General features: G+C 50.1%; 19 protein-coding genes, 1 other RNA gene and 1 pseudogene. 6 read left to right on the top strand and 15 right to left on the bottom strand.

What is annotated here, in order from left to right; all coding sequences use genetic code 11:
• Positions 1 to 87 precede the first annotated feature (87 nt).
• From IAE27_RS25510 to IAE27_RS25480, 8 genes and pseudogenes are all read right to left on the bottom strand, one after another.
• Positions 88 to 780, bottom strand: coding sequence for an aspartate/glutamate racemase family protein (locus IAE27_RS25510; RefSeq protein ID WP_200093003.1), 693 nt, complete (start codon positions 778 to 780; stop codon positions 88 to 90).
• A complete protein-coding gene (locus IAE27_RS25505; protein WP_200093001.1) occupies positions 780 to 1010 on the bottom strand; it encodes a tautomerase family protein in 231 nt (76 codons plus the stop codon). Before IAE27_RS25505 ends, IAE27_RS25510 begins: the two co-directional genes overlap by 1 nt.
• A gap of 18 nt (positions 1011 to 1028) precedes the next feature.
• Positions 1029 to 1772, bottom strand: coding sequence for a glutamine amidotransferase (locus IAE27_RS25500; protein ID WP_227685302.1), 744 nt, complete (start codon positions 1770 to 1772; stop codon positions 1029 to 1031).
• Positions 1773 to 1838: 66 nt separating this feature from the next.
• Positions 1839 to 1961, bottom strand: a pseudogene (locus IAE27_RS29715) (PLP-dependent aminotransferase family protein); the annotation flags it as partial.
• A gap of 446 nt (positions 1962 to 2407) precedes the next feature.
• Entirely contained in the window at positions 2408 to 2869 is a 462-nt protein-coding gene (locus IAE27_RS25495) for a YbaK/EbsC family protein (RefSeq protein WP_200092999.1), read from the bottom strand.
• Positions 2870 to 2913: 44 nt separating this feature from the next.
• Positions 2914 to 3300, bottom strand: a complete 387-nt coding sequence (locus tag IAE27_RS25490; RefSeq protein ID WP_200092997.1) for a RidA family protein — start codon at positions 3298 to 3300, stop codon at positions 2914 to 2916.
• Positions 3297 to 4235, bottom strand: a complete 939-nt coding sequence (locus tag IAE27_RS25485) for a DMT family transporter (protein WP_200092995.1) — start codon at positions 4233 to 4235, stop codon at positions 3297 to 3299. The genes IAE27_RS25490 and IAE27_RS25485 overlap by 4 nt, the downstream gene beginning before the upstream one ends.
• A 39-nt stretch (positions 4236 to 4274) precedes the next feature.
• The gene (locus IAE27_RS25480; protein ID WP_200092993.1) at positions 4275 to 5153 is read right to left on the bottom strand and encodes a PhzF family phenazine biosynthesis protein; all 879 of its coding nucleotides are present in this window, start codon (positions 5151 to 5153) and stop codon (positions 4275 to 4277) included.
• A gap of 192 nt (positions 5154 to 5345) precedes the next feature.
• On the opposite strand from IAE27_RS25480, the gene IAE27_RS25475 reads away from it, so the two are divergent.
• From IAE27_RS25475 to IAE27_RS25465, 3 genes are all read left to right on the top strand, one after another.
• The gene (locus IAE27_RS25475; RefSeq protein ID WP_200092991.1) at positions 5346 to 6800 is read left to right on the top strand and encodes a PLP-dependent aminotransferase family protein; all 1455 of its coding nucleotides are present in this window, start codon (positions 5346 to 5348) and stop codon (positions 6798 to 6800) included.
• A 536-nt stretch (positions 6801 to 7336) separates the two neighbouring features.
• Positions 7337 to 7783, top strand: a complete 447-nt coding sequence (locus IAE27_RS25470) for a RidA family protein (RefSeq protein WP_200092989.1) — start codon at positions 7337 to 7339, stop codon at positions 7781 to 7783.
• Between the two features lie 39 nt (positions 7784 to 7822).
• Positions 7823 to 8599, top strand: a complete 777-nt coding sequence (locus tag IAE27_RS25465) for a 2-keto-4-pentenoate hydratase (RefSeq protein ID WP_200093060.1) — start codon at positions 7823 to 7825, stop codon at positions 8597 to 8599.
• Positions 8600 to 8854: 255 nt separating this feature from the next.
• Here IAE27_RS25465 and panB read toward each other — a convergent pair whose 3' ends face one another.
• Both panB and IAE27_RS25455 read right to left on the bottom strand, forming a co-directional pair.
• Complete coding sequence (gene panB, locus IAE27_RS25460) at positions 8855 to 9655, bottom strand: 3-methyl-2-oxobutanoate hydroxymethyltransferase (RefSeq protein WP_200092988.1); 801 nt, start codon at positions 9653 to 9655, stop codon at positions 8855 to 8857.
• A gap of 176 nt (positions 9656 to 9831) precedes the next feature.
• Positions 9832 to 10446 carry a LysE family translocator gene (locus IAE27_RS25455; RefSeq protein WP_049071332.1) on the bottom strand — a complete coding sequence of 205 codons (615 nt, stop codon included), beginning with the start codon at positions 10444 to 10446 and terminating at the stop codon, positions 9832 to 9834.
• Positions 10447 to 10626: 180 nt separating this feature from the next.
• On the opposite strand from IAE27_RS25455, the gene IAE27_RS25450 reads away from it, so the two are divergent.
• A complete protein-coding gene (locus IAE27_RS25450; RefSeq protein ID WP_200092987.1) occupies positions 10627 to 11079 on the top strand; it encodes an Lrp/AsnC family transcriptional regulator in 453 nt (150 codons plus the stop codon).
• Between the two features lie 172 nt (positions 11080 to 11251).
• On the opposite strand, the gene IAE27_RS25445 is transcribed toward IAE27_RS25450, so the two are convergent.
• Complete coding sequence (locus tag IAE27_RS25445; protein ID WP_200092986.1) at positions 11252 to 11608, bottom strand: DUF4440 domain-containing protein; 357 nt, start codon at positions 11606 to 11608, stop codon at positions 11252 to 11254.
• 167 nt (positions 11609 to 11775) lie between these two features.
• Here IAE27_RS25445 and IAE27_RS25440 point away from each other — a divergent pair, with 167 nt between their 5' ends.
• Both IAE27_RS25440 and IAE27_RS25435 read left to right on the top strand, forming a co-directional pair.
• Positions 11776 to 12165 carry a GFA family protein gene (locus IAE27_RS25440; protein ID WP_200092985.1) on the top strand — a complete coding sequence of 130 codons (390 nt, stop codon included), beginning with the start codon at positions 11776 to 11778 and terminating at the stop codon, positions 12163 to 12165.
• A 208-nt stretch (positions 12166 to 12373) separates the two neighbouring features.
• Positions 12374 to 12913: a VOC family protein gene (locus IAE27_RS25435; protein ID WP_200092983.1), complete on the top strand. Its 540-nt coding sequence runs from the start codon at positions 12374 to 12376 to the stop codon at positions 12911 to 12913.
• Between the two features lie 170 nt (positions 12914 to 13083).
• Here the strand turns inward: IAE27_RS25435 and IAE27_RS25430 are convergent, their stop codons facing one another.
• From IAE27_RS25430 to smpB, 4 genes are all read right to left on the bottom strand, one after another.
• On the bottom strand, positions 13084 to 16713 hold the full coding sequence (locus IAE27_RS25430) for a DEAD/DEAH box helicase (RefSeq protein ID WP_200092981.1): 3630 nt from the start codon (positions 16711 to 16713) through the stop codon (positions 13084 to 13086).
• 137 nt (positions 16714 to 16850) lie between these two features.
• Positions 16851 to 18092, bottom strand: coding sequence for an integrase (locus IAE27_RS25425; protein WP_004114511.1), 1242 nt, complete (start codon positions 18090 to 18092; stop codon positions 16851 to 16853).
• Positions 18093 to 18296: 204 nt separating this feature from the next.
• Positions 18297 to 18659: a transfer-messenger RNA gene (ssrA, locus tag IAE27_RS25420) on the bottom strand.
• A 143-nt stretch (positions 18660 to 18802) separates the two neighbouring features.
• Positions 18803 to 19285, bottom strand: a complete 483-nt coding sequence (gene smpB, locus IAE27_RS25415; protein WP_004104655.1) for an SsrA-binding protein SmpB — start codon at positions 19283 to 19285, stop codon at positions 18803 to 18805.
• Positions 19286 to 19413: the final 128 nt, after the last annotated feature.

Below are 19413 nucleotides of genomic sequence, written 5' to 3'. Positions count from 1 at the left end.
CGACGAGTTTTTCTTACATCCCAATAGTCCGTTTAACCGTTCTGCCCTATGCTGCCTTCATGCAGCATAGGGCAGATGTACTTCGTGTTAAAGAAAGGCTTCTCTGAGCAAGACCTGAGTATGTATTTCAAGCGTGTCGAGTACCCTAACCGAAAGGTTGCATTTTTTAAACACTAAAGGGAGCTCCGTGCAGCCCAGTATGACAGCATCAATGGCTTCATCTTCCACCATCCTGTTGACAATGCGCTGGAAGGATCTCTGTGTTTCTGGGCGAACAATACCATGCTCGAGTTCAGAAGAAATTTTTTCTGCGATATAGTGCATCTCACTTTCCACAGGAGTCACAATGGCAGTGCCTGCCTGTACAAAAGGTTTTTTGAAAAACTCTTCTTGCATGGTGAAGGCGGTGCCCAGCAGACCTGCTCTGCTGATTTTCTCTTTTGTTGCCCATTCACTTGCCGCCTCGACAATGCTGATCATCGGTACTGCAGAACGAGCGCGTAACTCATCAAAGATGATATGAGGAGTATTCCCGGTAAGGGCAATCAGCTCGGCCCCAGCGGAAATAAGGTTATTTACCCCCTCCATCATGTAACGCGTCAGACCAGCGTAATCCTTTTCCTGACAAAAGCGGAGCACGTCAAATACGTTCAGGCTCTCAATAGTCAGATTAGGATAGAAATGCTCTCCCGTTCGCTGTTGAGCCCCATAGACCAGTTTTTTGTAATAAATAAGCGTTGATTCAGGACCAATGCCGCCAATCAAACCTAACTTTTTCATCAGGAACTCTCTGTTTCGGTATTTGAGGGTCTGGCACGCCGTACCGTGGCGCTTTCGCCATTCAGGCCCCAGTTATCCATGGAAACTTCGTCAATGATAACAACCGTGCTGGCAGGATTTTTGTTGAGTACCCGGGCGAGCAAGGAGGTAACTTCACGAATAATTTCCGACTTCTGTTCCTGTGAAGGCGCTTCGCTTCCGCCGGTCACTTTAATATTTACATAAGGCATTATGGTTCTCTCTGTGGGTTATGGACAAATAGGTGATTCAGGGTTTTTGAAGTATCGGTCCAGGAAGCGGTGCAAAACTTCCGTGGCTTCTGGCGTGTCAACCACCTCGTTCAGCATCTGCTTCACGTCATAGCCTTCGTCACTCAGAACTCCGGCTCGACAGGCAATCAGACCTCTGCTGATGCGCGTGGTAAATTCGGGATGGTACTGTGTGGAAAACGCATGGCTACCATACCGGACTATCTGATTGGCATCCTGTGAAGACGTGGCCAGAGAGACTGCTCCGGGTGGCAACGAAAGAATGGTCTGCAGATGTGTCAGGTGTGCATTAAAGCCATTAGGATAGCCTTTCAGAAGCGGCTCTTCCGCTGCCGCGTGCGTAAGATTAACCCGCCTGGTGCCTGTTTCCCGTCCTGAAGGCAACCATCCCACCGTACCGCCCAACGCATACGCCATTAACTGATGACCATAGCAGACGCCAAAAACGGGTGCATTAAGGCTTACCGCCTTACGTACCCACTCAGCAACGTATTCACTCCATACCAGCCGTTCTGTGACCATCGACCATGAGCCACTGATGACTGCAACGGTATTAGCATGAGGCGGAGGCAGACTTTCTCCTTCAAATACGCGCTTTATTTCAAAGGACTCCACGTGATGTCTGAACAGTTCGGCAAACCAGCTGCTTAAGTCGCCCTGAGCGTCCCGAATAGCTTCCGGTGGAGTTCCTGCCTGGATAAGCAGTAAATGTTTAGGTTTCAGGGATATGTTCCTTTCAGAGATAGAGCCAGTAAAATAACAACTGCTTCCGACGCTCCTGGGTGATAATCACAGAGACTGTTTTAACCGTAATACAGCCAGGACAAGATCACTTTCAGTGGCGGTTGAAAACGAAAGTCTCAGAGATCGGGTATCCGGAGATGTATGATAGAACGCTTCCCCCGGAATAAACGCAAACTCTTATCGTCGCCTGGGACGAGAACAGCAAAATCGTAAGTTGTCAGTACCCCAACACCAAAAAAATTTATCACCGGAAAATATCATCGCGACTCCTGAAAGCTCAATGGTCATAATCAGATAAAGTATTTCATATTGGTTTTATCACTCTTCACATCGTGATGTTGTGAAGCGACGAAAATATAAGGTTCAGATGTACCTGAACCCGGATATTTATGCAGAGTAGCTCCCAGCTAACCGGAAGTAGCTCACCCCTGGAATCTAACTTTACGGCCTGAAAATCAACCACTATGATATATAGCTTATTTATAAAAAGTTAGGGTGTTCCTGTAACACTTATATGCAAACATCTGCTTGCAATCAATAAGTAGACGTTTCCCGCTGTCACCGCAGATTATTATTGTGGATGCTGGCTGGATAATATTTTTATGCGTACAGTACTACTCTCCGCACAAGTCTACCCAGATGGCACCGGTAATATTCGCAAGTATATCAGGTGAAATCCTGACACCTGAACGGCTATTGCCGCCAGACGGCAGGACCACGTTATAATTCTTCAGGCTCTCATCGCAAAACACAGCGACCTCTGGCTTGATACCCAGCGGACTGACGCCTCCGGGAGCAAATCCTGTAGCATCCAGAACATCTTCTGACGGCAGCATGCGCGCTTTAACGCCGAAATAATCCTTAAATTTTTTGTTGTTCAAGCGACGGTCGCCCGCCATCACCAGCACAATCACGCCGCTATTTACCCGAAACGACAGAGATTTTGCTATCTGACCGGCTTGCACGTTAAAGGCTTCAGCGGCCTGACTAACCGTAGCTGTGGAATCTTTAAGTTCTGTTACGGTTAAAGCAGCCCCTTTCTTTTCAAGAAAAGCACGTACACGTTCTACGCTCATAACTATCTCCTTACTCAATTCAGGCTCAGCAATTTATTAAGAGTTCAGGGTCTGAATGCCACGGCTTCAATTTCCACGCGTGCATTCAGCGGCAGTTCGGCAACCGCAATGCAGGTTCTTGCCGGAAATTGGTTCCCATTAAAGAATTCTTTGTAAACTTCGTTGAATGGCGCAAAGTCGTTCATCGAGAGCAGGTAGCAGTTCACTTTGATGATTGTTTCGGGTGTGCCTCCGCCGGCTTTAACTGCAGAAAAAATATTCTTCAACGCCTGGTGGGCCTGTTCCTGAATAGACTCTCCAGCGAGTTCACCAGTTTCCGGGATCTGACCCACACAGCCGGACAGGTAAACAAGGTTTCCGTATGCAGCGCCTGCAGGGAAAGGGCCGACCGGAACAGGCAGTTCTGCAGAATAAAAAATTTCACGAGTCATGAATGTCTACCTTTTTGCTTAACGTTTGCCAGACCTACGCCTGAGAGGATTATGCTGATACCCATAATGTGAAAGAGCTGTATGTGCTCACCCAGAAAGATCACTGAAAGCACCACACCAAATACAGGGATCAGGTGGATACTCAATCCCGCCCGGGAAGCACCCACAGCTTCAACACAACAGCCATAGAAGAGATACGATACAAATGAAGGGAATATGCCAAGAAAAATCACTCCCGAAATGGTCACAGAGTTCCAGTTGACCTGAGTGCCATAAAAGTACTCCCGGAAAAAAAGAGGTGTAATAGCAATCAGCGTAATTATCACCTGCATCCCCAGCAACCCCAGTTTATTGATATCTGCGGGCAACTTTCGAAGCCAAAGTGTATAGAAAGCAAAGCACGCCATGGCCGCAAGCAGCAGCAGATCACCTGAAGAGAACTCAAGGTGGAAAAGCGCACTGAGGTCGCCTTTAAGGATTATCGTTAATACACCGCAGCACGAAATGATAACGCTAATCATCTGTAGATGATTCAGCCGGGCTTTAAAAAAAAGGCACGAAAATAATGTGATGAGCACGGGAACACATGAGTTCAGTAACAGCGCGTTTGTCCCTGACGTGTAATGCAGCCCGTAATAAACCAGAAGACTGAAGACTGCTATGCCGCTCAGTGATACAGCGATTATCCTCAGTGGGTGCTGAATATACTGTCTGTAATCACGTATGATGTGCGGTGTCGCAAAGGGAAGAACGATCGCCAGTGCAATTAACCAGCGCACAAAGGTTAATGTTACGGGGGGGACATCATTTCTTATTGCCCGGCCCACAATATAGTTTCCAGCCCAGAACAGAGGAGGGATGACAAAAAATAAAATGGTCATTATCAGCTGGCGGGTACTAAATGTTGCCAGTCTGCCCGTATTTTCCTGCGACATGCTATCTCCTTTTACCGCGATTCTGTTTCTGCAGGAAAATCAGTAGTTGAATGTGCCTTTGATACAGGTTACTGCGCTTCCACCCACGCGAATTTTACCGCTTTCAATGCTCAGCTGCAGCTTTCCGTCTCGTCCAATAACCCGTCCTTGTGAGGAAAGCACCAGCCCGTTTTCCGGTAATTTCACATCGTGATGGCGCATAAATGCCGCAACGCTGCCATTTCCGCTTCCACAGACGGGATCCTCGTTAACTCCGCATGCCGGTGCGAATGACCTGACCTCAATATTCAGCCCGGCCTCATCGGCATACTCACCGTAAATACAGATACCTGTCACGCCCATTTCTAAATCGTGTTCGCCGAGTTTTTCGTATTCCGGTGCGGTTCCGATCACCGCGGCGGCATCATTTACGTGGGCGACAATCCACTTTGCACCCACGTCTACCAGCGCGGGGGTCAACGAACGGTCCAGTGTGCATCCAAGCAGTGCTTCCAGACGGTCAACCTGCATCTCTGTGAGTGCTGTAACATCAGGTTCAGGTAAATCGAATGCGATCGATACGAACCCTGTCGCGTCTTTGGCAACTGTCAGATTAATCAGGCCCGCAGCGCATTCCTGCACCACTAACCCGTTTATTGCATTAACTATACCCGACTCAATAAGAGCCCAGGCCGTACCAATAGTAGGATGGCCAGCAAAAGGGAGTTCGCTTTCAGGCGTGAAAATTCGGACTTTATAGTCCGCGTCTTCGCTTTCCGGGGGCAGTACAAATGTGGTTTCAGAAAGGTTGGTCCAGCGGGCAATTTCCTGCATCTGCACGGATGATAGCTCACGCGCATCCATGATTACGGCAACCGGATTACCCCGAAATGGGACAGACGTAAAGACATCAACCTGGCGAAAAGCAACGCTGGCCATAATTTACCTTCAAAGAGAAATAGTAATCAGTATTGCCCGATGCTACACCCTGTGAGGGGATGGGTACAGACACAGGGGCATTGATTTTATATGGGCACAGTTAGTGTTTAATTGCCTGTACGGAGTTTCATTTTTGAGAAAGAAAAGACACAATTATCAGTTACTGATTATCAGCTGAAACGATATTTACCCATGCATCTTTATGAACAAATCGCTGCGGACATTGTCCGGGCAATCAGCACCGGATTGTTGAAAGCCGGGGAGCGTATTCAGTCGATAAGGGAATATGCGCATACACACAATGTGAGCATTAATACGGTTAAAACCGCCTACAGACTCCTGGAAGATCGGGGGATCCTGTTGGTCCGCCCTCAGGCTGGGTATTTTGTCAGCACCACGCTGCCTGAACTCAGAACTGTCCATAATCCCAGCGCCGTTGACAATACACTGCCACTTTCCGGTATCAGCCGGCTTCTTTCACTCATTTTGCAGAACCAGCAAAAAGTGGAATACACCGACCTTGCTCTTGCTTGCCCTTCTGGTGAAGGATTTTATCCCGTTACCAGGATAAAAAAACTGACTTCACACGTTATGAGGAATTCCCCCCATCTACAGTCAACTTATGTGCTTCCCCCGGGCTCCGAACGCCTGCGATCTCAGATTGCCCGCCGTGGTACACATATGGGGATGTTGTTATCCGCTGAAGATATTTTGATCACCCATGGTGCAATGGAAGCACTGAATCTGGCAGTAAGAGCCTCAACAAAGCCCGGCGACAGCGTAGCGGTTGAAACTCCCACATTTTATAACCTTTATCCGATGCTGGAAGAAATGGGAAGAAAAGCGGTGGCAATACCTACTCATCCTCAGACGGGTATGTGCCTCAACAGTCTGGAAGAAATTTTAAAAAAGGGAGATGTCTCTGCAGTAATAACTATTCCCAGCGGCCACAACCCGCTGGGTTTCACCATGCCGGAAGAAAATCGCAGGCGCCTTGCGACAATGGGTCACATCTATGAAGTAGCAATTATTGAAGACGCCATGTATGCCGAGCTCCAGTACGGGCAGTCTCCTGTACCGAATATCAAAGCATTTGATACGGATGGATGGGTGATGGTGTGCGCCAGCTATACCAAAACAGTGGCACCAGACTTCCGGATTGGCTGGCTCGAAGCGGGGCGTTTTCGGGACATTGCCCGACAGATGAAGTTTACCTCCACAGTTGCCGAACCCGGGTTGCTGACGGAAACGCTGGGATTGTTTCTGGAAAACGGTGGTTACGATCTGCACCTGCGGTTTCTCAGGAAACGTTACAACGAACAGATTGATGCCGTCAGGGCCCTCTTATCCCGTCACTTTCCGGAAGGGACCTGTGTCAGCCGCCCTCAATGCGGTTTCATTCTCTGGCTGGAGCTGCCCCGTGACGTTGATACGCTGGATCTGTTTCATGCGGCTTTAGATGAAAAAATCATTTGCATGCCTGGGTTATTATGCTCAGGAAATAAAGCGTTCAGTCATTGCCTGCGGCTTGCCGTCTGCTTCGAACTAACCGATCAGTATGTCAGCGGAATACAAAAACTTGGAGAACTGGCCAGCCGCCAGGCAAAGCGATCATTGCGCAGGAATGATGATGAAGTGCATACCTGAGTGGGTTAATTCTGACGCTTCTTCTTTTTCCGGTTAACGTAAATTCCTGCGTGGTGCGCGGACGGTAAACAAACTGCTCACCGAAAATATTCCTCTGAGCCTCATATCAGGCTTTAAGCCATTTATTACGTTGCCCTTCAGAGGGCTTCGTAATACTGCTCACTTAGAGAGATGGAAAGTAAGCTGCAAAACTGTAGAGGCGCATGAGTTACTCAGCCCTGAGACCTTAACCCAGTTTTTGCCTGCTGAGTGTATACATGCTTTCTTCGCGTCCCTTTATTCCTGCAGCCTTAATCTGTGTCCATCAATATTGATTTTATTGGGTCTGTACCCATTTATCCGGTCCGGATATCGTACCTGTGGTTAACCTGTCATCTGCTTACGGGGACTTTGAAGAGTAACGGGTGGCACAAGTATTCGCGGTTATCACACTGCATACAGGATGAAGGACTTACTACCAGAAGACACGATTGAGCATCGACAGCCTGCAGAAATTGAGCAGATGTACAGCTTTCCTAAAACTCAGAAAAGGAAATATGATGAAAACCAGAGTGTTAATTGCAGGTTTTTTACTTACGTTACAGATCGGTCAGGCAAATGCTGATGTTTCACGACCAAATCACGGAGTCGTTGTTAAAGGCGATTTACCTTTCTCTGAGGCGGTAAAGGTTAATGAAACCCTCTATTTGTCAGGACAGGTCGGGTTAGTTCCGGCTACTCAAAAGCTGATCTCGGGCGGTATCACAGCAGAGTCCCGCCAGACCATGGACAATATCAGTCAGGTTCTTACCTCTCAGGGTTATAAGATGGATGATGTCATCAAGTGCACCGTCTTCCTCAGTGATATGAAAGATTTTCCTTCTTTCAACGGCGTCTACAAAGATTATTTCAAACCTGACCACCTTCCGGCCAGAAGCACGGTTGCGGTTAGTGGCCTGGCGATGAATGCAAAGGTTGAAGTTGAATGCTTCGCAGCGAAATAATCCGAAGACTGACAGGAGGTAATAGTGCTGGACCAGCAAATGCTTATTACAGAGGCGGCAGACCGCCTGCGGATAGCCGAAGAACAGGGACAGCCCTGTGAGCCGATAAGAAATCTCATAGGTGATACCGATATTGATACAGCCTACGCGGTACAGCAACACAATATTGCAGCTCATATTGCGTCTGGCCGCCGCATCAGCGGGCGAAAAATCGGGCTGACTTCGACGGCTGTACAGCAGCAGATTAAAGTATCAGAGCCAGATTTTGGCACTCTGTTCGCAGACATGGAAATCGGACATGGCGGGCTTATACCTGCAGGAAAGCTAATCGCACCAAGGATTGAAGCTGAGATAATGCTGGTCATAGGGCAGGATCTTAATCATGAGTGCATTACCTTTACTGACGTGTTACGCGCAACTGAATTTGCCGCCGCGTCGCTGGAGGTTGTTGACTGCCGTTATCATGACTGGGACATCCGCATAACGGATACCGTAGCGGACAATGCCGCTGCTGCACTTTACGTCGCCGGATCTCAGCCAACATTGCTGAAGAACATCGACCTTGCTGACAGTTCTATGACGCTTTTTCGAAATGGTAAACAGGTATCGGATGGGCATGGTCGATGGTGCATGGGGCACCCAGTGAATGCAGCCGTCTGGCTCGCCCGCCAACTCTTCAGGCGTGGTACTCCATTAAAGAGTGGCGACGTCATTCTCACCGGTGCGCTGGGACCGATGGTAACCGCGCGGCCCGGCGATCGGTTCAGTGCCCACATACAGAATGTCGGCAGCGTCATGGCGGTATTCGAAGAATAGCTGAATTCTTGAGGTTTACAGCCCGACAGGTATAGCAAGCAGCAGAATATTTGTCACCTCAGGGGGATTTCTCAAGCTGAGATTGGAGTGCCCTCAAGCCGCGAAACTACTCTTTTCATAATGTCCGCTCCTGGCACGGAGTGGACGGATTCACTGAGCAGAAAGTCCACTGTGAGCGAGAAGCGAACGTCGATGATTAGTCTCTTTAGCCAGATTACAGATGCAGCCGCTTATATTAGCGGCTGCATCTGTAACTTATTCTGAGTAGCAGTGCTCCGCCGCCGGGAAGCTGCCGTCTTTGACGGCGGCAATGTAACTTTTTAACGCGCCCTGAATGTCGTGCTGTCCTTTCATAAAATTTTTGACAAATTTCGGGGCCCTGCCGGTGATGCTCAGGCCGAGCATGTCGTGCAGCACTAAAACCTGTCCATCTGTATCCGGACCAGCGCCGATGCCGATGACTGGTATGGACACAGCCCCGCTCAGCGCTCTGCCCAGCGAGGCGGGGACGGCTTCAACCAATACCATTGCCGCGCCGGCTTCTTCAAGCTTTTTCGCGGTGTCGACGAGTGCGGCCGCCTGATGGCTGTCACGTCCCTGCACTTTAAAACCGCCAAAGACGTTAACCGACTGAGGGGTGAGTCCAATATGGGTGCAAACTGGTATACCGTTACGCGTCAGCTGACGCACTGTGTCGCACAGCCATTCCCCACCTTCAATCTTGACCATCTGCGCACCGGCCTGCATTAACTGCGCGGAGCTGTGCAGTGCTTGCTCAGGCGAAGAACAGGTCATGAATGAAAGGTCGGCTATGATGAAGCCGCCGTTGTTTCCGCGCTTAACGCAGGCCGTGTGATAAACCATATCTTCCAGCCTGACCGGCAGGGTGCTGTCATGGCCCTGCAGGATCATCCCCAGCGTATCGCCGATAAGAAGCATCTCAACGCCTGCAGTGCTCAGCTCGTGTGCAAACGTGGCGTCGTAGCAGGTGAGCATGGTGATTTTCTCGCCGCGCTGCTTGAGGTTTTTCAGATGTGTCAGTGTGACTGATGACATGGTTTTCTCTTCTAATTCGTTACGTTGATGAAGGATGTTGCGGGGGCGATAATACCAGCTTTCGCAACGCTAATTGTATTGCTCGGCCTGCAGGACACCATAAAGCTCGGGCTGTTGAGTGTATTCATAGAGTCCCTGCTGCATGATGCGTTGTTATAAACCTCTATGGCCATGCGTCAGAGAAACTGCTCTGCCAGCAGCAGGGTCGCAATAATGATCATCAGGCTGCCCGAAATCCGGCTAACATTCTGTGCGGCGCGCGGTCGCGTCCCAAGCACCGTGCCGGAGCCATACCCCACAAGCAGGTAGACCACGCCGCAGCTAATCAAATGCACCAGCCCCAGCGCGATCATCTGCAGTGGAAGCGGCCAGGCAGCGTGGACGTCAGTGAACTGGAGCAACAGGGCAAGAAACAGCAAAAAAACCTTCGGATTAAGCCCGCTGATGTAAAAGCCCTTGAGCGCCCATTTCAGTGGCGAGCCTGCATCATCATTCTGCCCCGCCGCCGGTGCTGTCGGATGGCGCAACATGCCGAGGCCGAGCCAGAGCAGATAGGCCGACCCGGCTACGGTAAGGAGCGTCAGTACGCCCGGCGTGCCTGCAATGACTGAGCCGACCCCCGCTGCCACTATGAGCGTTGCAACAAGATGGCCGCTTAGCATGCCGGCAACCGCCGGCACAACCCGGCGTCCCCGGATGCCGGCTGAAATGGCGTAAGCCCAGTCGGCGCCGGGCGTGATTACGAAAAGCACGGAAACAGCCCAGAAGGCGGCGAACATACTCAGTGACATGTGGCGTAATCCTTATCGACCCCATCGCTGACCGGGCATTTATCAGTGTCAGAAAGCTGCATCTAGGGGAACCTTTACCTGACGAATACGTTAAAAGTTGAAGAAAGAATATCGCTTTGTAAGCGGAATGTGCTTTCATTTACAGCTTAAAAAATGAGACAAAGCGGGAGGTTTTCAGGAATGGATAGAACAGACTGCAATATTCTTGCAGAACTTCAGAAGGACGGGCGGCTTTCGCTCACTGACCTGGCGGAACGGGTGGGGATCAGCCTGTCATCATGCCAGCGCCGGGTCAGAGCCCTTGAGCAGGAAGGGGTAATCAGCGACTACCGGGCGCATCTGGATCCGGCCAGATTCGGGCTGAACTTTTCAGCCATAGTTTTCGTCACCCTGCGCGAGGGAGACCGACAGGCGGTCGCCACCTTCGAGGCAGCAGTAGAGGAGATACCGCAAATTATTCAGGCGCAGCGACTGTTTGGCGATCCCGATTATCTGCTTCATGTTATCACCCGTGACCTGCCGGCTTTTCAGGAGCTGTATGATGAAAAACTCTCTGATATCTCAGGTGTGCAGCGGCTTACCTCAACACTGGTTATGAAAACGGTTGTGAAAGATCGGGGGCTGCCTGTCTGACACTTGTGCAACGTCTCCGCCATTCGATATTTTCAAAAAGTTTTTGGCATGGAGAAAATGTTGTCTTGAGGATCTGTACAAAAAGTCGAACTTCCGCTTTTGGCACAGAGCAGACGAAGGCGGTGACACTGAAGGTCCGCTACGAGCGAGGAGCGGACTTTGTATTTGACACCTACACGCTCTGTGCCTCAGGTGTTCCCTGATGGAATACCAATTTCCATTGCCCGTTCTTAGATATTTCCCAGCATGAAGAACGAAGGGATGCATGACTACCATCTGGATTGACAGTTCTGTAGTGCAATATTGCGAAATTATCTCCAGCGCTGATAAGCCGAAAATCACTACTAAGAATAGCTGGAACGTTATCTTCACCCAAAAGGGCTTCAATAGTCTGTGCACGATCAACTAATACACCTGAGCGCGTTATTTCGCTGAATTTCTCATGGAGTATCTGTTCAAGCCATTTCCGTTCTTTCCGCCTGCTGCCATGAAGAGAACATTCGAGTCTTTTTAACATATCGAGTAGCATAGTGTTTGCCCTCATCACAATCGAACATTAATTCTTAAGAAATAATCGCTGGAATGCAACGTCCGCTCCCAGCACAGATCTAATACGAACATTGGCGCTGAGGTTGTGTTATGAGCAAGGAGCGGTCGATGCTATCTTTGTTTCTCTGAACATTTTACAAGGGCTCGATGGATATGAAATTGTCAGGTGGATGTTTATGTGGATTCATCAGATTCACAGCGATAAATCCTTCTTCCCCTCATTCCTGTTCCTGCGATATGTGCCAGAAACATACTGGCTGTCACACCGCAGTATGGATTGAATTTGATTCCGCAGATGTTGAATGGACTGCCGAAGGGGGGGCACCATCGCTGTTCCGCTCATCAGCAGCTTCATCCAGAGCATTTTGCGCCCAGTGTGGCACCTCGGTCGGTGCTATTGATGACTCTCAGGTAACTGCTTTGCTAAGCGGTATATTTGACAACAACCAACGCGACTTGTTTTCGCCATCATCCCATTCATTTCAAGATATGAAACCTGAATGGTGGAGAATAATCATGCCTGATATCGCTTCATAAACAATGAAGCCTTACATGTAGCCATCAGGATGTCTCTTAAAGTTGAAGATGAATATTAATTATGGTCTTTAGCTGTCCGTAAGGAGCGAACTACGGAAATTCTTTTATAGCGGCAGAAAATTTACACAATATCAGGCCTGGCGTTTATTAAATGAAAAGTGTACTAAACTCTGTTTGATCCACTCAAATTTTTAACCAGAGTATACTTATGATAAATAGAGAAAAACAAACCGTTAGCAGAGGCATAAATCATGTGGGGCTGACGGTTCCAAACCTGCAGCAGGCAACAGAATTTTTGCAAAAGGCATTGGATGCCAGGTTTGTTTATGACGGCCTGACCGATAGCGATTCCCCAAGAGAAGGGACTGATACCGAAAGACAGTTGGGCCTGACAGAAGGCTCAATGATTATCAAACAGCGGTTGCTAAGAATTGGTAATGGTCCAAATCTGGAGCTTTTTGAAATAGTAAGCAGAGAACAGGCGCGGCCGGTAAGGCTACAGGACTTTGGCTGGAACCACATTTCACTTTATGTGGACGATATACATTACGCGGTGGAAAGGGTCAGGGCAGCGGGAGGCCAGTTCCTTTCGGAAATTCATGGAAATTCGCGCCATGAGGATACCGATGGCAATGCCAGCGTCTACTTTAAGGCTCCTTGGGGCAGCCTGATAGAACTACAATCAATACCTAATGGTTATTATTATCCCGAAGACAGCGAAGCAGACACATGGATACCTGGGCCATAAATGATATGTTGCGATTTTAGGGCGACGCCACACTATGATGGAGTTCCCCACGGTTAACATTTCAGTATAATGAATGTCCGCTTTTAACACATAGCGGCCAGCCCATTACTGAAGTTAGCCAAGAATGAGTCGCGATGAGCCCTCAATAATGAGGGCCACCTCGGAGATTGTTAGGCTGATTTCGCCAATTGCCGATGCAGGACCTGAAGGCTAGTTCCCGCCCCTGTCCATGCAGCAACCGAGCCGACCACATACAGGTTTTGCTTGGCGCGTGAGACGGCTACATTGATTATGTTTGGTGGGCTTGCCGCCCACTGACGTGCCCTTTGCTGACTCGCTTTCGGCGCACCCAGCAACAGGATTACCGTGTCCGCCTCTCGACCCTGGAACGTGTGGATTGTGCCTACACGATCACGGCACCATTCATCCAGCTTTACGCCGAACGTTCGAAGCAGATCAGTTTCACTGTCGAGACGCCGACGCATGTTCTGCTCTACGATCTTGAATGGTGTGATGATAAATACGTCCGGATTTGTAATGCCCGATGCTGCCAGCTCTTTGAGCATTCGCACAACCGCTTCGCCCTCGTCGGGACACCACTTCGTCTCAGCATCGCCATTGATATCCAACCAGTGAGATCTCCCCAAAGCCGAGCCGATAGATCCGGGTTTTTTAGGCCCGACAGCATGGACCATCTGCCCGGCATAGGCGATGGAGTTAGAAACATCAAACATTGGGTTCTGGCAACGCCTGTGAACGAGCAATGGCAGCCCGACTTCTCGATCACCTACGTCCATGACGAAGGTGGATTTGAAGCGCGATGCCTGATCAGCAAGGGTCTGCGTAGATGCTGCGGGGGCAGACCATTCGACTTGGTCAATGTCAAAGAACTTGCAGATTTCGGCGTTCAGTTTTTCAGGAAGTGAAACTACAGGTGGGATTTGCAACGGGTCACCTACCACGATGGAGCGCTTTGCCCGCATGATAGCTCCAACTGCTGCCTGAGGAACGGCTTGGCCCGCTTCATCTACCAGAAGCCAACCAATGCTCTCTTGTGGCAGATCCCCGAACATCGTCCGAACAGAGGCGAATGTCGTGGACACGGTCGGCACAACCATGAAAAGGCTTGACCAAAGGTCGGGGAGAAGTTCACGGTGAGCGGAAGACTGGAAGGCACCAGCTACCATGCCTGACATCAATAACCCAAGATTGTGTTGCAAGCGGCTGGCCGAAGCATCGATGAACGTTTTATGCACAGTCAGGGCAGCGGCGAAAAGATCCTCCCGCAGGCGATGAACCTCATCGGGAAGCCATGGTGCAGTGAGGTGGATAGACTCGTGCTCGCGCTCGAAGAACCTCTCATCAACGACCCTGTCTCCCATACGGTTTCGTGCCTGTGCCTCGGTTGCCTTCAATTTCGAGACAGCCTGACATTTGCTGGAAATTTCCTGGTCGAGTTGCTGCAACTGGGACTCAGTATTGCTCCACTCAGCCCTTGCAAGCTCTAGGGCACCGTCCGTCCCCTGCGCCCGTATGACTGATTGCTGCAAGGTCGCCGAGAGCTTCTGCAGTGTCGATCTCCACGACTTCCAGGCCGCAGTCGCAAACAAACGGGAGAAGAAACTTGGACGGCAAGCAAGATGGCTGTCGAGCATGATCTTGTCCTGCTCGATCTGCGATTTTGCCTTCTCATGCTCTCGTTGGCAGGATTCAGCAGTCTTGTGTGCTTCTTCGACGGCTTCATTCAGACTCGGTCGACGCTGTTCAGCCCTTTGAAGTTCGGTGATCGCTCCCTTGAGCGCCTGGATATCCCGTCGCATCTCTTCGATGCTGGCGATTTCGGCGTCTACCGTCTCCTTAAGTTTAAAAAAGGCGGTTCGCGCTTTCTGCCAGGCCGCAGCAGCATCCGCTTCGTTGGTGCTGGGCCGCTCATTGACAACCACGCTGGGCATCACGCGATCGATGGTTTCGCCAGTTCGCTCGTCCTTGATCTCACGCATGACATTTATGCCGCGAGCTGCTTTCAGGTAGGTAAGGAAACCACCGTCTTCATTCCACCAGAAACCTTGCTGAAACGCGCCTCGGTTGCTGCTCTTGCCGAGAGCTGCGGCGATCAACCCCCAGGTTTCGACAGTGTCGGAGGGGATGTCCCCCTCGGCCTCGGCTTCGAAATAGCCGGCGCGTTTGGGATTCGCAATCAGGTCGCTGATGGACCGGAAGTAGGCGATCTGTTCATGGCGACCATTGGCTTCCTTGAGAGGAAGCTCTTTACTGACGTTTTCGACTGCTTTGTTATTGGAGGAGGCTACGACGATCTCATGGCCCTTCAAGGATGCATGTAACTTGTAGAAGTGCAGGAATGCATTGGAACCGAATGCCAGCTTCTCGCCTGTTGTGGAAAAGGCATCCTGCGGTTTGTTGAAGCCGGACATCGCCGTGGCCCGATCGAGAATGCATCCGACGACGATATCCCGGAGAAGAGTGGTCTTTCCGGTTCCCGGAGGCCCGTTGACGCCGATGATACCTGGAGCATCATTCAGCTCAGCACGCGCCGCATTCACGGCAGCCTGTTGAAGCAGCACCAGTGGATGGCCGCCTTTCGAAGGCCAACGAGCCTGCGGCATGAGCGACGGTGCGACGAACGGCTCAACTGCGGAAATGGGCGATAGCACGTCGATTTTCTGGTCAGGTCTGCCAATTCCCATGTAGCGGCGCAAACCGGTTCCGGCTTTGCCCGTCTCGAGCAATTTGGTTGCTTCACCGAGATCTTTAAGATAGAAGGAATTCAGTAACGAAGGTTCAGGCGGCGCCTTAGCCTTGAAATGATGAAACACCTTAATCGCGAATGTGGGTGGCTCAACCAAATGCTCGGGTACACTGAACTGCGATACAAGCCATTTATAAGCGTTATGAACAACATTCAGATCGATCGGTATGGGTTCTCCATCTTTGTTGTGGTGGCGAACCATTCGATCCAGATGCTCGATAATGCGCGGCTCAACATTCGGCCAATTCCCTAAACTCCCAAGCTTCAGATCGAGAGCCGGCTTGAGTGCCCAGGCAAAACTGGACACGGCAACGCCTTTGTCCTCAAGCACAAAGCCTTCTTTGTCGATCAGGATCGAGCCGATGGCAGCTTTCTTACCGTCCGGGCGTGAACGCTCCTCATCCTCGCCAAAAACCTTGACCAGCTCGTCCGTCGCCTTGTCGAGAGCGATGGAGCCGAGGATGACCTCGAAATAAAGCTTATAACTGGGCTTGCTGCGGGCATTTGGTCCCCATGGAACACCTCGCTCCAATAGAGCAACCCTAGAGCGGTCGCCGGTTGCCATATCCTCTGGGCGTTTATAACCTTGAGGCGACAGTGCTTCGAGGGCTGTCCATGCTACCAGTATTGCTCGCGCATCATTCGCCTTACCTGATGGAGAAAAAGACGGGATCGGACCAAGGTCGATTTGGTCTTTGTCGAATTGCTCTCGTATGGCAGAGTCTGTGATGGCCTTCAGTTGCAGTTGCTCTTCCGCAGCAGGCGAATTGTGGGGCACAACTCGAGAAGATTGAATGGACACCGAATCGGGATGGCGTGTTGATGGGCTGGAAGCCGACATGGCGACCACGCTGTGGCCGCTAAGTGCAAATAGAGATTGCTCGATTTTAGCCGTCAGCGTCCGCGCCCTGGCAGTGTTGCGAAAGGTCAGCTCGCTCAACAACTGTTCAAGTTCGCTAACATTGTTGCTGGACTGCTCGAAGATTGCTTCCAGATCGAAGATTGATTTTTGCGCATACTGCCGTGTCTTCATTTATTTCTGCGGCTCCATATCCCTTCAATTAAGAGATATTATGCTAATTAGCTTGATTTCTAAAACTATTAGCTTTCGCTTGAAATATAAATTCTCATCTGGCCACTACTAAAGTGGGAACTGTCATTAATTATCCGTCATCCCGCTAAACGCATTCCTTTCGTACCTCCCTCAATCATACTTCCACGATCCGCAGCCATCACAAAATCAGCCCACCATTGCATCATTGGACGTCGTTGCTCCAGGTAATCGCTGCGGTTATAAGCACGCCGAACCTCATTCTTATCCACATGAGCAAGTGCTGCCTCAATCACATCAGGCGGAAAACCTTGCTCGTTGAGAGCTGTACTGGCAATAGATCGCAAACCGTGTGAAACGAGCACCCCACCAAAACCTGCGCGTTTAAGCGATGCGTTAACGGTTTGACTGTTCATCGGCTGGTTTGGCTTGATGCGGCTGGGAAAGATAAATTCTCGATTTCCACTTAACGGCTTCATCATCTCCAGTATCGCAATTGCTTCATCTGACAATGGAACAGTATGGTCGCGGTTCATTTTCATGCGTGCTGCAGGAATCTTCCATTCTCGGGCTTCTAGGTCTACTTCATCCCAGCGAGCTTCAGCCGCTTCGGCGGGACGGGTGATAGTAAGAAGTTGCCACATGAACAAGCAGCGTGTTGAAAGGCTAATGCTGGCTGTTCGCATCGTTTGCATCAACTGAGGCAACTGATCCGGGCGAATACTTGGCATATTCTTCTTCTGCGGCTTCTCAAATGCCTTGCCAATGTTGACACTGGGTACAGCATCAATCAGTCCTGTGTTCTGGGCATATATCATGACTTCATTGATACGTTGACAAAGACGACGAACGGTTTCTAGGGCCCCTCTGGCCTGAACAGGTTGAACGGCCTGAACCAGTGTATGAGCTTTAATATCTGTGACGCTAACGTCGCCAATCGCAGGAAAGACATCTCTCTCAAGAGAGCGCCAGATATCTTCAGCATAGTCCTCTGTCACACTGGCTTTCTTCACATTCCACCAACGCTCAGCCACGAGTTGGAAAGTATTGGTTTTGGCTTCCAGCGAACTGCGAAGTTGTTCTTGCCGATGCTCCTGTGGATCGATTTGTTTCGCGAGGAGTGAGCGAGACTCTGCCCGGTAGTTTCTGGCATCGGCAAGTGTAACTGACGGGTAGGGGCCGATGCTCTTCTTCGCACGTTTCTTGGTGACAGGGCGAATGTAGCGAAATTGCCAGATTTTACTCCCACTGGATTTGATCAGCAGCTCAAGGCCATCGCCATCATAGAGCACATAGTCCGCTTCCTTGGGTTTAGCAGATTCGATTTCTTTAACGGATAGAGGTTTGGTTTGTCTCGCCATTACCGGGTTTCCATAGTTTTAGGCACCTCAAAAACAATAAAGCTTTATGAGGTGCCTAACAAGGTGCCTAAAAGGTTCGGATTTAATTAGTTGGCATCAGACTTCGCGGGACAAATTCAAGGCACAAAAAAGCCCGAAGGGCTTGCGCCATGCGGGCTCTTTGGACTTCATCGGATGACTCTGGTAATCATCGATGGAGAATTTTGGTGGAGCTGGCGGGAGTTGAACCCGCGTCCGAAATTCCTACATCCTCGGTACTACATGCTTAGTCTGTCTTTACATTCGCCTGGCACCTGCGGACGGACACGCCACTACCAGACTAGCCTGATTAGATTTAACGCTTCAACCCCAGGCAGGGCCTCCACGCGATCTCTTTTGGGTTTGACCTCTCTTTGATCCCCGTCTTAAGAGCGGAAGCTAGGGAGAGAGGGCTCAGAGCAGGTTATTAAGCTGCTAAAGCGTAGTTTTCGTCGTTTGCGACTATTTTTTGCGGCTTTTTACGAGGCCAACCGCCCCTCGGCATGCACCTTGGGTTTCGCAAATCCCGTCGAATCCAGAATCAGCCCCAATGTGTACGTTGAGTATAACAGATTTATGAATGCGCTGACCAGCCCTCGTTTTGAGGATTATGGCGCCAGAGTGGATGAAAAATCAGCATCAACAACAATATAGCGTGAGGGCCAGCTGGCTGACCCTCAAGAGAAGGGCAATTAACGACCTGCGTGTTTCATAATGCGGGCTTTATCAACTGCCCACTCGCGATCTTTTATATCGGTGCGCTTGTCGTGCTGTTTCTTACCTTTCGCTACGCCGATTTTAACTTTGCACCAGGCATTCTTCCAGTACAGGGAAAGAGCGACCACGGTATAACCTTCACGGTTGATGCGTCCGTATAGGGTATCCAGTTCACGCTGATTGAGCAGAAGCTTACGGGTACGCGTTGGGTCGCATACGTAGTGGGTGGACGCTACCGCCATCGGCGTGAAGTTGGCGCCAAACAGATAGGCTTCGCCATCTTTCAAAATGACATAGCTGTCGCCAATATTGGCTTTACCTGCGCGGAGAGATTTAACTTCCCATCCCTGCAGGGCAAGACCCGCCTCGTATTCATCTTCGATAAAGTATTCATGACGAGCGCGTTTATTCAGCGCAATGGTGGCTGATCCAGGTTTGTGGGCTTTTTTCTTAGTCATAGTATCCTGAAGTCATCGTCTTAAAACAGTCGTACCTCAATCTTCCTGCGAGGCGTAATGGGCTATCTTAGCACGAGTTGCGGTACAGCGTTTTTTTTAGCAGCAGATAAATGATATTATTTGCCCTG

Origin of the sequence: Klebsiella sp. S69 (genome assembly GCF_016516145.1) — a bacterium.
Taxonomy (GTDB): Bacteria; Pseudomonadota; Gammaproteobacteria; order Enterobacterales; family Enterobacteriaceae; genus Klebsiella; species Klebsiella oxytoca.
Note: the sequence above shows the minus strand (reverse complement) of the source record. Positions and strands in the feature narration are given on the sequence as shown.

What these genes read in the sequence shown, in the direction of transcription:
- IAE27_RS25495 (WP_200092999.1), bottom strand. Translation starts at nt 2,869, where the DNA reads ATGAGCGTAGAACGTGTACGTGCTTTTCTTGAAAAGAAAGGGGCTGCT.
- IAE27_RS25510 (WP_200093003.1), bottom strand. Translation starts at nt 780, where the DNA reads ATGAAAAAGTTAGGTTTGATTGGCGGCATTGGTCCTGAATCAACGCTT.
- IAE27_RS25440 (WP_200092985.1), top strand. Translation starts at nt 11,776, where the DNA reads ATGGATATGAAATTGTCAGGTGGATGTTTATGTGGATTCATCAGATTC.
- IAE27_RS25475 (WP_200092991.1), top strand. Translation starts at nt 5,346, where the DNA reads ATGCATCTTTATGAACAAATCGCTGCGGACATTGTCCGGGCAATCAGC.
- IAE27_RS25490 (WP_200092997.1), bottom strand. Translation starts at nt 3,300, where the DNA reads ATGACTCGTGAAATTTTTTATTCTGCAGAACTGCCTGTTCCGGTCGGC.
- IAE27_RS25485 (WP_200092995.1), bottom strand. Translation starts at nt 4,235, where the DNA reads ATGTCGCAGGAAAATACGGGCAGACTGGCAACATTTAGTACCCGCCAG.
- IAE27_RS25425 (WP_004114511.1), bottom strand. Translation starts at nt 18,092, where the DNA reads ATGGCGAGACAAACCAAACCTCTATCCGTTAAAGAAATCGAATCTGCT.
- smpB (WP_004104655.1), bottom strand. Translation starts at nt 19,285, where the DNA reads ATGACTAAGAAAAAAGCCCACAAACCTGGATCAGCCACCATTGCGCTG.
- IAE27_RS25435 (WP_200092983.1), top strand. Translation starts at nt 12,374, where the DNA reads ATGATAAATAGAGAAAAACAAACCGTTAGCAGAGGCATAAATCATGTG.
- IAE27_RS25470 (WP_200092989.1), top strand. Translation starts at nt 7,337, where the DNA reads ATGATGAAAACCAGAGTGTTAATTGCAGGTTTTTTACTTACGTTACAG.
- IAE27_RS25450 (WP_200092987.1), top strand. Translation starts at nt 10,627, where the DNA reads ATGGATAGAACAGACTGCAATATTCTTGCAGAACTTCAGAAGGACGGG.
- IAE27_RS25445 (WP_200092986.1), bottom strand. Translation starts at nt 11,608, where the DNA reads ATGCTACTCGATATGTTAAAAAGACTCGAATGTTCTCTTCATGGCAGC.
- IAE27_RS25505 (WP_200093001.1), bottom strand. Translation starts at nt 1,010, where the DNA reads ATGCCTTATGTAAATATTAAAGTGACCGGCGGAAGCGAAGCGCCTTCA.
- IAE27_RS25455 (WP_049071332.1), bottom strand. Translation starts at nt 10,446, where the DNA reads ATGTCACTGAGTATGTTCGCCGCCTTCTGGGCTGTTTCCGTGCTTTTC.
- IAE27_RS25430 (WP_200092981.1), bottom strand. Translation starts at nt 16,713, where the DNA reads ATGAAGACACGGCAGTATGCGCAAAAATCAATCTTCGATCTGGAAGCA.
- IAE27_RS25480 (WP_200092993.1), bottom strand. Translation starts at nt 5,153, where the DNA reads ATGGCCAGCGTTGCTTTTCGCCAGGTTGATGTCTTTACGTCTGTCCCA.
- IAE27_RS25465 (WP_200093060.1), top strand. Translation starts at nt 7,823, where the DNA reads ATGCTTATTACAGAGGCGGCAGACCGCCTGCGGATAGCCGAAGAACAG.
- panB (WP_200092988.1), bottom strand. Translation starts at nt 9,655, where the DNA reads ATGTCATCAGTCACACTGACACATCTGAAAAACCTCAAGCAGCGCGGC.